The organism is Streptomyces dysideae (assembly GCF_001514305.1).
Taxonomy (GTDB): domain Bacteria; phylum Actinomycetota; class Actinomycetes; order Streptomycetales; family Streptomycetaceae; genus Streptomyces; species Streptomyces dysideae.
In genome coordinates this window covers 45,890-58,084 of sequence record NZ_KQ949105.1, presented here as the reverse complement: position 1 = coordinate 58,084, position 12,195 = coordinate 45,890, and the positions used below count along the sequence as shown (strand labels likewise).

Genomic DNA, 12,195 nt, shown 5'->3' with positions numbered 1-12,195 from the left:
ACGCCAAGTCGGCTCGTCTTTCGCCTGACGGCACCACCGCCGATCTCTATGCCCACCAGGTGGTGCTGTCAGGTCCCGGACCAATGAGACGGTTGCGGGAGGCGGAGCCGGCGGCCTCCGATCGGAGGGGCCCTCCGTCGAGGGCGACCAGGCCCGTGCGCTGCTCCATGTCGACCGCCCCGGCAAGAAGGGCGTTGAGTCGTGCTCCACGTGCACCGGTCTCCCGTGGAGGCGACTCGCAGACCGCCGAGCACCGCACCGGCGACGGGATCGTGACGCCGTAGCCGTGCATCGACGTGCCTTTACCAGTGGGCGCGTCACAGCGATGCTCAAGAGCAACGGCACGTCGAAATGCGCGCCCAAGAGTCGCTACCCGCAGTCCGACAGCCCCATCACGCGGTACGACGGCTCCGTGCCCAGCGGACACAGCACCAGACGCAGGCCGCCATCGTCCGGGCTGCTGCAACGTCGACGCCGGCCTCAGCGTCGGCACCTTCGACGAGGAAGCGAGCTCCCAGAGCGACGACCTCCCTTGGTTCAGGAGTGGCGGATCGTCGGCCTGTGACGGCATGCGGTGCCCCCGCCTCCGGCGGGGGCGGGGGCACAGTGACCGAGTGTCCGCGGGCCTTCGTCAGTAGACGCGCGTCCGGGCGAGGGGTGAACCCGCGCGTACGAAGACGGGAATCCGCTCGAGCGGCGCTGCGACGGACAACGTCGTGCCGCCCTCGTGTTCCGCCCCCGTCGCGGTGTCGGTCCATCGGGCCCCGCGGGGCAGGTGGACGGTCCGCGCGCGGGCGCCCAACTCCGTGACCGGAGCGACGAGCAGGTCAGGGCCGAGCAGGTACTGGTCGTCGACGTCCCAGGCCGTCTCGTCGTCGGGGAAGTCGAAGAACAGCGGACGCATGGGCGGGGCGCCGGTCCGGTGAGCGGTCTCGGCGAGGTCGTGCAGATAGGGACGCAGGCGCTCGCGCAGCAGGAGGTGGTCGCGCAGGATCGGGTAGGCCTCCTCGCCGTACGACCAGACCTCGTTGGGGCCGCCGCTCATCGACGTGCTGAAGGGCTGGTTCGGCTCGCGGTCGCCGTGCAGGCGCATGACGGGGCTGAAGGTGCCGTACTGGAACCACCGGACGAGCAGTTCCCGGTATGCCGGGTCGTCCGGGTGCCCTCCCATGAAGCCGCCGATGTCGGTGTGCCACCAGGGGATTCCGCTCATGGCGACGTTCAGGCCGGCGCGGATCTGGGTGGCCAGGGAGTCGAAGGTCGCCGGGATGTCTCCGGACCAGAGCGCGGCGCCGTATCGCTGGCTGCCCGCCCAGGCCGCTCGGATCAGGCTCAGCGGGCGGTCGTCGCCGGATTCGCGCAGCCCCTCGGCGACGGCCCGCGCGTGGAGATGAGCGAACGCGTTGCCGACCTGCGGCCCCGGCCCGGCGCCATAGACGGCACGCCGTGCGAGTTCCGGTGACAGGTCGGGTTCACAGGCGTCGAGCCAGAAGGCCACGACACCGAGATCCGCGTAGTTGGCGCGCAGTTGCTCCCACAGCAGGCGGCGTGCGCCGGGGTGGGTGGCGTCGTAGTACGCCATCGGGACGTACTGCTCGCCGTCGCTCCGGGCCGGCCAGGGTTGACGCAGCAGGCCGCCCTGGCTGTCACGGACCAGGCCGCCGCTGGTGCGCAGGGCGTCGTAGTTGGCGCTGTCGGCCTCCAGGTTGGGCCAGACAGACACGATGAGCCGAACGCCGAGGGAGTCGAGTTCCTTGATCATGGCGGCCGGATCCGGCCAGTCCTCGGGGTCGAAGGACCAGTCGCCCATACGGGTCCAGTGGAAGAAGTCGCACACGATCACCGACATCGGCAGGCCGCGGCGGTGGTGTTCGCGAGCGACGGCGAGGAGTTCGTCCTGGGTGCGGTAGCGCAGCTTGGACTGCCAGAAACCCGTCGCCCAGTCGGGCAGCAACGGCGGGTGACCGGTGGCGTCGGCGTACGCGGCCAGGATCTCGGCCGGGGTGTCACCGGCGACGATCCAGTAGTCGATCTGGCGAGTCTGCTCGGCGACCCAACGGGTGGCGTCCGCACCCAGTTCCACCCGGCCCATGGCCGGGTTGTTCCACAGCAGTCCGTAGCCCCGGGACGAGTGCAGGAAGGGGATCGTCACCGCGGTGTTGCGCTGGACGAGGTCGATGACGCAGCCCTTGTTGTCCAGGCGGCCGTGGAGTTGCTGGCCGAGGCCGTGCAGACGCTCGCCCTCGTACGCCTGGAAGATCTGCTCGGCGGCATAGGTGCCGTCGCCGCGCGGTGCGTGCACGCGAGGGCCGGGACAGATGGGGTACGGGGGCTTCTCCGCCAGGAGTTCGCGCCCTTCGCCCTCGCCCGCCGTACGTTCGCCCTCGCCCGCCGTACGCAGGAAGCGCAAGCGACCGTCCGCGTCGGCCTCGACGGTGATGTGCCCGTTGACCAGCCGGGCCGTTCCGTCCTCGCGGACGAGCACGCGCGCCTCCTCCGCTTCGCGCGGCGGCAGGTCCAAGGCCCAGGTGAGGGCTGTGTCGATCGTGTCGGCCGCGGCGCGTACGCGAACCGCGTGCGGACCCCACGGTTCGATGCGCAGAGACTCGTGGTCGGTGCGCCGCTCGATCGCGGCTCCGGCGTGCTGGTACATGCTGAGGGGGATCCCTTTCGGTTCGGTTGCCGGTGACGAACCGCTTCCGGCTGGGCTGCCGCACACGGCGATGGCCCCGGTGAGACAGCGCGTCAACCGGAGATCGAATGGAGGTGGTCGTGGTGCGGCCCCGGTGTCGTCGATGGTCAGGCAGAGTTCCGACTGGGGCGTTCGGGGGTGCCCTGTCCGGCCGGCGGGCGGGGTGGTGGGTGGGTGACGCCGACGTGGTCCGGGTGTTGGAGTGGGAGCGGTGCGGGCCGCGCCCGCATGCTTTCGGCCCGGGTGTGCTGAGCGACGTTCAGGTTGCCGTGGTCGGGGTACCGCAGAGCGAGGCGGCCCTGGTGGAGGCAGTCGGTGGGGCAGTCCGGGCTTGGGTAGTGGTGAGCGACGGTGGATCCGTGGAGCCGGTTCATGTACTGCCGGTGGGGGACGTCGCCCCCGCAGAAGGACCCGGACTCGGCCGCGGCGTGGACAGCGTGGATGCCTGGGTGGACGATGATGCCGAACTCGGCTCCGTGGACCACGGCTGCTCGGACATGGCTTCAGTCCTCGCTCCCGTAGGGGAAGTCGGTCGCCGCCGGTCCGGCGGTGCTGGTGTGCAGGGTGCCGTCCGGGCCGCCGATACGCAGGTGCCAGGGGTGCCGGCTGTCGGTCGTCACGAGAAGCCGGTCGCCGTCGCGGCGTACGTGAAAGCGGGCCGTCTCACCGGGGCCGTCGGTGCGCGGGATCACGAGCGTGCGTTCGGCTCCGTCGGCGAAGGAGTGGACTCGCAGCTCGACGCCGTCCGCCCAGGCGGAGACGGGGCGTTGGTCGTCGGCCGCGAGGGGGATGACCGAGTCGGGGCGGGCGAGCAGCGGCAGGGTGTGGAAGTCGTGCTGCTCGCGTACCCAGCGCGGGCCGGTGATCGGGGCGCCGGTCAGGATGTTGGTCCAGGTGCCCTGGGGCACATAGTACTCGACCGTGCCGTCGTCGCTGAAGACGGGGGCGACGAGGAGGTCGTCGCCCAGCATGTACTGGCGGTCCAGGAGGGCGGCGGTGGGGTCGTCGGGGAACTCCAGCAGCATGGCGCGCATCACCGGGACGCCCGTCGCGTGTGCCTGCTGGGCGGCGCGCTGGAGGTAGGGCGCGAGGCGGTGCTTGAGGAGGGTGAACTCGCGGGTGACGTCGACGGCTTCCTCGCCGTAGTCCCACGGGACGCGGTAGGAGTTGCTGCCGTGCAGGCGGCTGTGCGAGGACAGGAGGCCGAACTGCACCCAGCGCTTGAAGACGGTCGGGGTGGGAGTGCCTTCGAAGCCGCCGATGTCGTGGCTCCAGAAGCCGAAGCCGGACAGACCGAGGGAGAGTCCGCCTCGCAGCGACTCGGCCATGGCGACGAAGTGGGAGTCGCAGTCGCCGCCCCAGTGCACGGGATACTGCTGGCCCCCGGCCGTGGCCGAGCGGGCGAAGAGCAGCGCCTCGCCCTCGCCGCGTTCCTCGCGCAGCAGTTCGAAGACGGCCTGGTTGTAGAGATGGGTGTAGTAGTTGTGCATGCGCTCCGGGTCGGAGCCGTCGTGCCAGACCACGTCGGTGGGAACGCGCTCGCCGAAGTCGGTCTTGAAGCAGTCGACGCCCTGGTCGAGCAGGGTGCGCAACTTGCCGGTGTACCAGTCGCGGGCGGCCGGGTCGGTGAAGTCCACCAGGGCCATGCCGGCCTGCCACAGGTCCCACTGCCACACGCTGCCGTCCGGACGGCGTACGAGGTGGCCTTCCCGCATGCCGTCCTCGAACAGCGGGGACTTCTGGGCGATGTACGGGTTGATCCAGGCGGAGATCTTCAGTCCCCGCTCCTTGAGGCGGGCCAGCATGCCGGCCGGGTCGGGGAAGGTCTCGGGGTCCCAGTCGAAGTCGCACCACTGGTAGGCGCGCATCCAGAAGCAGTCGAAGTGGAAGACGCTCAGCGGGATGCCGCGCTCGGCCATGCCGTCGATGAAGCGGCCCACCGTGGCCTCGTCGTAGTCGGTGGTGAACGACGTGGTCAGCCACAGACCCAGCGCCCAGGCCGGCGGCAGGGCGGGGCGTCCGGTGAGCGCGGTGTAGCGTGCCAGGACCTCTTTCGGGGTGGGGCCGTACACGACGAAGTACTCCAGCGACTGGTCCTCGACGCTGAACTGGACCTGGCCGACGCTCTCCGAGCCGACCTCGTAGCTGACCTTGCCGGGGTGGTTGACGAAGACGCCGTAGCCGCGGTTGGTCAGGTGGAACGGGATGTTCTTGTACGCCTGCTCGCTGCTGGTGCCGCCGTCGGACTGCCAGATGTCGACCGCCTGGCCGTTCTTGACGAACGGGGTGAACCGCTCGCCCAGGCCGTACACCGACTCGCCCACGCCGAGGGCGAGTTGCCCGACCATGTGGTGGCGGCCCTCGGCGTCGGTGACGAACCCGTTGCCCCGCTCGCCTGCGGAGGTCAGCACCCGCCCGTCCGCGACGAACTCCAGATGCCACGGCCGGGAGGAGTCGACGCGCAGGGTCAGTTCACCGGAGGTGAGCTCCAGCAGCGAGCCGTCGCGGCGGACCTTGCCTGCACCGTCCTCGGCGCCGGGCAGCGCGAACTCCGGTGCCCGGCGCACGGATCCGGCGTGGTGGGTGGTGCGCACCCCGATCACGCCCTCGGCCGGGGACCAGCACTCCACCCTCAGCAGCGGGCTGTTGAGGGTGCCCCCGCGACGGGTGACGTGCTTGACGGGGGCGTAGAGGGTCATGCGGTTCGCGTCGGCGCGGACGTCCGCGACCTCGGTGGCGAAGTGCGGGGTGCAGCCCGGACGCATCAGCCAGTAGCCGTCCGTGAACTTCATCGGTCGTCCTTCGTGCCGCGCAGGTCGTCGGCCGGCGTGTCGAGGCGGAAGGAGGCGAGTCGGAGGTCGCCGTGCAGGGTCAGCCGCAGGTCGTGGACACCGTCGCCGGGCACCGCCGCGTCGGCGGTCACCGTGGTCCACGTGTAGCGGCTGCCGGTGACCGGTACGGCGACCTCCGCCAGGAGCCGGTCGCCGACGCGGACCTCGATGCGTGCCTCGCCCGGCCCGGTGTCCTCGCGTGCCACCTCCGCCTCGAAGCGGGTGGCGCCGGTCAGGTCGACAGAGTCGAACATCAGGGTCGCGGGGCGGGCGGGATCGGCCGGGGTGACCGCGTCGCCGGCGGTGCGGGTGGCGTCGACGAGGGTGACGTCGCTGTAGTCGTCGAAGTCGACGGCCAGGGTGCGTCGGCCGATGACCGTGCGGGGAGCGGGGGCAGGGCCGGTCACCGTCAAGGGCGCGGTCAGGGCGACGTGTTCGGCGGAGCGGGCGACGAGGACCTCGTACGCACCCGGATCCACGGTGAAGGCGCCCGTGGCGACGTCCCAGTGGGCCAGTGCTTCGGCGGGCAGCCGGAAGGTCAGCTCCCGGCTTTCGCCGGCTTCGAGCCGTACCTTGCGGAAGTCGGCGAGCTTCGACCGGGGCGCCTCGTAGCGGGCTTCGAGGGCGCGGACGTAGAGCTGGACCACCTCGCTTCCGGGCCTGGCGCCGGTGTTGGACAAGGTCACCGAGATGTCGAGGGTTCCGCCCTGGGCCACCGTCGCCGTGGACAGCCGCAGGTCGCTGCAGGCGAAGTCGGTGTAGGACAGGCCGTGGCCGAACGCGTACAGGGGCGCGTCCCGGTGGTACTGGTAGGTCCAGCCGGCCTTGATGATGTCGTAGTCGAGCCGGTGCGGGAGCTCGTCGTCGCCGCGGAACCAGGTCTGCGGGAGCCGGCCCGACGGGTCGGCCTCGCCGAGCAGTACGGCGGCCAGACCCGCGCCGGTTTCCTGCCCGCCGTGGGAGGTCCACACCACGGCGGGCAGGTGCGCGTCGGCCCAGTCGAGGGCGTAGGGGTAGCTGCTCATGACGACCAGTGCCGTCTCGGGGCAGACCGCGGCGACCTCGCGCAGCAGCGCCTCCTGGGTGGCGGGCAGTGCGGTGCCGGTACGGTCCTCGGTCTCGCGGCCGTTGATGAGCGGGTGGTTGCCGAGGACGACGATCGCCGCGTCGGCCACCTGGGCGGCGGCGCGGGCTTCCGCCTTGCCGTCCCGCAGCAGCTCGCGCCGCCAGCGCTCGGCGTCCTCGGGGGCCTCGGCGGTGACGGTGACCCGGCCGTCGGCGGGGTCGACGACGGCGTAGCGACCGGTGTGCACGTTACGCAGGAGCACGGTGTCGGCGTCGCCCGCCGGATCGGCTTCCAGAAGGAAGGTCTCGTTGATGAACCATGTCTTGATCACCTCACGGTCCGCGACGAGCGAGTCGTCGTCTTTGCGGGTGAGGTAGCGGCCGGTTTCGGTGTCGCGCAGGGTCAGCACCCCGTCGCCCCACTCGGTGACGTCGAACGTGGTCCCGCCCAGCGGTTCGCCCGTGGTGCGGGAGGACAGGGCGATCCGGTCGGCGCCCTCCACCGTGACGACGTCGCCGAGCACCGCGCGCAGCCCGGTCGCGATGCCGACCTGGTAGGGCAGGGTGCCGCTGTACCAGTCCTCGTACAGGGTGTCGGCGAGCGGGCCGATGACGGCGACGCGCGGTGCGCGGTCCGCCCGCAGGGGCAGCAGGCCGTCGTTCTTGAGCAGCACCACCGACTCGGTCGCTGCCCGCAGGGCCAGGGCGCGGTGCTCGGCGGAGTCGATCACCTCCGGGCCGATGCCGGTGTACGGGTCGAGGTCCGGGTCGAACTCTCCGAGCCGGAAGCGGAGTTGGAGCTGGCGGCGGACGGCCCGGTCGATGTCGGCCTCGTCGATCAGGCCGCGTTCCAGGGCCTCGCGCAGCCGGGCGATCGTGATCGAGCTGTTCTCGTTCTGGTCGGTGAAACTGTCGATACCGGCCTTCAGCGCGGCGGCGTGGCCCTCGACGTGGTCGGCGAAGTAGTGCTCCGGGTCGAACAGGTTGGACGGCGCGTCGGCGTCGCTGACGCAGAACAGTTCGTGCCCGGTCGGCACGGCCCAGCTGCGCAGTTCCGTCTCCAGGAGCGGACTGACGTGACAGGGGCGGCCGTTGACCAGGTTGTACGCGGCCATCACCCCTGTCGCCGCGCCCGAGGCGATGACCGGGCGGAACGCGGCCAGGTCGTACTCCTTCAGGACGCGGGGGTGCAGGCCGGAGGAGGTGAGGCAGCGGTCGTCCTCGTTGTTGTAGGCGAGGAAGTGCTTGAGCACGGCAGCCACCCGCAGGTAGGTGGGGTGGTCGCCGGACAGGCCCCGGCAGTAGGCCGTGCCGAGCCGGGCGGTGTGCACCGGGTCCTCGGAGTAGCCCTCCTCGTTGCGGCCCCAGCGCGGGTCGCGCAGCAGGTTCACCACGGGGGCCCACGCCTGGAGGCTGATGGTGCCGATGCCGTTCTCCGTCGGGCGGTGGTAATGGAAGGCGCGCAGCTCGACCGACACGGCTTCGGCGACCTCGTGGACCAGGTCCTCGTCCCAGGTCGCGCCCAGGCCCACGGCCTGCGGGAAGACGGTCGCCTCGCCGAGCCAGGAGACGCCGTGCAGCGCCTCCGCGCCGGTGCGGAACGAGGCGACGCCGAGGCGCTCGACGGCCGGCGCGTACTGGTGCAGCAGCGCGATCCGCTCGTCGAGCGTGAAGCGGCCGAGCAGGTCGTCGACACGCTTGTCGATCGGCAGCGCGGGATCACGGAAGGGAAGCCGGTCGGCGGCGGACAGGGTCGGAGAACCCACGAGGCAAACCCCTAAGCAGACTGGTTGCGGAGTGTTGAAGCGCTTCGACGCTGCCACCGGCGACTTGAGGCTGTCAATGGTCAACCAGCAAGAAAGTTTCTTTGCGTTCTCCCTCTTGTTTCGCGAGAAACATGTCATTAACGTTCGCCGCCAAGTGAAGCGCTTCGATGCGCCGAAGGGGAAAGGGCCTCCGTCATGACAAACGAGTTGAACCGGAGAAGCTTCGTCGGCAAAGCCGCCTCCGTGGCCGGGGCCGCCGCTCTGGCCCCCCTGCTCTCCGCCTGCGGAGGTGGCGGCGACCGGCAGACCGGCGCGAACAGCGAGTCGGGCCTGAAGAAGGCACTGCCCGCCTACGTGCCGAGCACGTCCCTCAAGCCGGACATCCCCTCGGTGTCGAACGGCCCGGACGCGGCCACCGACCCCGGCTTCCTGCACTACCCGACCGAGCACCCCACCACCGTCTCCGGGGTGCCGGGCAAGGGCGGCAAGTACACCGCGGTCACACCGCTGTGGGGCACCGTGCCGCCGCCCGGAAACTCCTTCTACCAGGCCATGAACAAGGCCCTGGGCGTGGACCTCACGATCAAGCCGGCGGACGGCAACAACTACGCCACCATCGTCCCGACGATGACGGCCGCCAAGCGGCTGCCCGACTGGATCCAGCTGCCAACCTGGTGGAACGCCGCCTTCAGCGTCGGCCAGCTGGCCGGCAGCCAGCTCGCGGACCTGACGCCCTACCTGTCCGGCGACAAGATCAAGAAGTACCCCAACCTCGCCGCGATCCCCTCCGGCGCCTGGCAGGTCGGCGCCTGGGGCAACAAGCTGTACGGCATACCCGGCGGATCCACCAGGTTCGCCACCGCCGGCACCGTCTTCTACCGGCGCGACGTCCTGGAACCGAAGGGCATCACCGCCGACGACGTGAGGTCCGCCGACGACCTGATGAGCCTGGGCAAGGAACTGACCGACGCCAAGCGTGGCGTGTGGGCCTTCGACCAGGTGTGGACCTACCTCTTCCCGTCCTGGGACGTACCCGCAACCTGGAAGATCGAGGACGGCAAGCTCGTCCACAAGTACGAGCTGCCGCAGTTCCTGGAGGCGCTCGACTGGCACCACAAACTGGCCAAGGCCGGCTACATGCACCCGGACGCCCTCGCGGACACCCCCTCCAACACCCGCTTCTACTCCGGGAAGGTGCTGATCGTCGGCGGCGGCACCGGCACGTGGAACCTGGCCGACTACCAGTCGGGCACCGCGGCGAACAAGAGCTACCGGCGCGACGCGTTCAACTACATCGCCGCCGACGGCAAGAGCAAGCCTCGCGCTTTCATGGGCGGCTCCACCAGCATCGTCAGCTATCTCAACGCCAACCTGAAGCCCCGCCAGATCGAGGAGCTTCTCGCGGTCGCCGACTACCTGGCCGCGCCCTACGGTTCACGCGAGTACACCATGGTCAACTTCGGTGTCGAGGGCGTCCACCACACGATGAAGGACGGAGCGCCGGCGGCCACGGACGCGGGCAAGAAGTACGTCCAGCCGACGACCTACGGATTCCTCGCCCAGCCGCCCGGTGTGATCAGCAACCAGGGCGCGCCCGTCGTCACCAAGGACTACGCGGCCTGGCAGGCGGCCAACGTGAAGGCGCTGTACAAGCCGGTCTTCTGGAACATGAACATCAGCATGCCGCAGTCGATCGCCACGGCCCTCGCCGCCCAGACCGTCGAGGACACGATCATGGACTGCACGCGCGGCAAGAAGAAGGTGTCGGATGTGCAGGCCGCCATCACCAGCTGGAAGTCGAGCAGCGGGCAGCGGCTGAAGAACTGGATGACCGACAACGTCCTCGACAAGTACGGGACCGGCCAGTGAGCACTGCCGAGGCCCGGCAGGCGCGGCGCTCCGAGCGGCTGAACTGGCGGATCAGACTGCGCCGCGACCGGACGCTGCTGATCATGACGGTGCCCTCGATCGTCCTGCTGCTGGTCTTCAACTACGCGCCGCTGTTCGGCATCGTCACGGCGTTCCAGTACTACGACCCGCTGATCGGGGTCCGGCACAGCGACTGGGCCGGCCTCGACCAGTTCACGCGTCTCCTCGACGACCCGGTGTTCTGGCAGACGCTGAAGAACACGATCTACCTCAGCTTCGTCCAGCTGATCCTCTTCTTCCCGATCCCGATCGCGCTGGCCCTGCTGCTGAACACCGTCATCAGCGAACGGATCCGCAACTTCTTCCAGTCGATCGTCTACCTGCCGCACTTCTTCTCATGGGTGCTCACCATCACGATCTTCCAGCAGATGCTCGGCGGCGCCGGTGTGCTCAACCACTTCCTGCGCACGCACGACATCGGCACCTGGGACATCATGACCAACCCGGACACCTTCGCGCTGCTGGTCACCTCCCAGGCGGTGTGGAAGGAGGCCGGCTGGGGCATCATCATCTTCCTTGCCGCGCTCGCCGCGATCAACTCCGAACTGTACGAGGCGGCGGCAGCGGACGGTGCGGGGCGCTGGCGGCGCATGTGGCACATCACGCTGCCCGGCCTGCGCGGGGTCATCATCCTGATGCTCGTGCTGCGACTCGGCAACGCCCTGTCGGTGGGCTTCGAGCAGTTCCTGATCCAACGTGCCGCGGTCGGCCACGACGCCGCCGACGTCCTGGACACCTTCTCCTTCTACTACGGCATCGCCACCAACGACTACAGCTACGGCGCGGCGGCCGGCCTCTTCAAGAGCGTCATCTCGCTGCTGCTCATCTGGGGTGCCAACAAGCTGGCGCACGCCTTCGGCGAGGACGGGTTGTACCGGAAATGACCAACACCTTCACGATCGGCCGCAGACGCGCGAAGAACTGCACCACGGCCCCGACCGCCCGCCGCGCAGCACGGTCCGCGCGCCCCGCCTGGGAGGAGCCGCCGACCGCCGCCGGGCAGACCGCGAAAGGGCTGACCCTCGGCGCGATGCTGGCTGCGGTCCTGGTCCCGCTCTACATCATCGTCCTCACCAGTGTCTCCTCCCCCGGCGCCGTCAACCGGGCGGGCGGCCTGGTGACCTGGCCGGACGGCCTGAGCCTCCAGGCCTACCGGGAGATGCTGGGCGACTCGACGGTGCGCACCGCGCTGCTGGTGAGTCTCGGCATCACCGGGGTCGGCACCGCCCTGTCGATGGTGGTCTCGGTGCTGTGCGCGTACGGCATGTCCCGTTCCCGCTCGTTCGGGCACCGCCCCATCCTGGTCCTGTTGATCGTCACGATGTTCGTCAGCGGCGGCATGATCCCCACCTTCCTGGTGGTCACCGGGCTCGGCGGCTACAACCAGTGGTGGGCGCTGATCCTGCCGGGCTCCGTCTCCGTCTTCAACATCCTGGTGCTGCGCTCCTTCTACTCGTCGACCTCCGGCGAGCTGATCGACGCGGCCCGGATGGACGGTGCCGGCGACTGGCGGATCCTGTGGTCCGTCGTCCTGCCCACCTCACGGGCGGTGACCGCGGTGATCGCCCTCTTCTACGGGGTGGGCTACTGGAACTCCTTCTTCAACGTCATGTTGTACATGCCGACGGAGAGCGAGAAGTGGCCGCTGCAGTACGTGCTGCTGACCTACGTCAACCGGGGCGTGGGCCTGCCGGGCTCGGTCAACTCCGGCTTCGGTTCCGCGACCGCGCAGACCGCTCCGCTGTCGCTGCAGATGGCGGTGGTCGTCCTGACGCTCGTACCGCTGCTGGTGGTCTACCCGTTCGTCCAGAAGCACTTCCGCACCGGCGTGCTCACGGGCGCGATCAAGGGCTGACCCGGCCGGACCGCAACGCGCCCGCCCCTGGACCGGGAGCGGCTCCCCCTGCCCATC

General features: G+C 69.9%; 6 protein-coding genes. 3 read left to right on the top strand and 3 right to left on the bottom strand.

Translation table 11 applies throughout. The annotated features are described in order from the left end of the window. Positions 1-631 precede the first annotated feature (631 nt). The 3 genes from AQJ91_RS35835 to AQJ91_RS35820 form a co-directional block, all read right to left on the bottom strand. Positions 632-2,653, bottom strand: coding sequence for a glycoside hydrolase family 31 protein (locus tag AQJ91_RS35835; protein ID WP_067029988.1), 2,022 nt, complete (start codon positions 2,651-2,653; stop codon positions 632-634). A 542-nt stretch (positions 2,654-3,195) separates the two neighbouring features. Then, positions 3,196-5,484, bottom strand: coding sequence for an alpha-xylosidase (gene yicI, locus AQJ91_RS35825; RefSeq protein ID WP_067029982.1), 2,289 nt, complete (start codon positions 5,482-5,484; stop codon positions 3,196-3,198). Then, positions 5,481-8,354: a glycoside hydrolase family 3 protein gene (locus tag AQJ91_RS35820; RefSeq protein WP_079085473.1), complete on the bottom strand. Its 2,874-nt coding sequence runs from the start codon at positions 8,352-8,354 to the stop codon at positions 5,481-5,483. The genes yicI and AQJ91_RS35820 overlap by 4 nt, the downstream gene beginning before the upstream one ends. Before the next feature lie 195 nt (positions 8,355-8,549). On the opposite strand from AQJ91_RS35820, the gene AQJ91_RS35815 reads away from it, so the two are divergent. The 3 genes from AQJ91_RS35815 to AQJ91_RS35805 are packed head-to-tail and all read left to right on the top strand — an operon-like array spanning position 8,550 to position 12,138. Beyond that, complete coding sequence (locus AQJ91_RS35815; protein WP_067029979.1) at positions 8,550-10,223, top strand: ABC transporter substrate-binding protein; 1,674 nt, start codon at positions 8,550-8,552, stop codon at positions 10,221-10,223. Continuing rightward, on the top strand, positions 10,220-11,167 hold the full coding sequence (locus AQJ91_RS35810) for an ABC transporter permease (protein ID WP_234383238.1): 948 nt from the start codon (positions 10,220-10,222) through the stop codon (positions 11,165-11,167). The genes AQJ91_RS35815 and AQJ91_RS35810 overlap by 4 nt, the downstream gene beginning before the upstream one ends. Next, complete coding sequence (locus AQJ91_RS35805; RefSeq protein WP_079085472.1) at positions 11,164-12,138, top strand: carbohydrate ABC transporter permease; 975 nt, start codon at positions 11,164-11,166, stop codon at positions 12,136-12,138. The genes AQJ91_RS35810 and AQJ91_RS35805 overlap by 4 nt, the downstream gene beginning before the upstream one ends. Positions 12,139-12,195 lie beyond the last annotated feature (57 nt).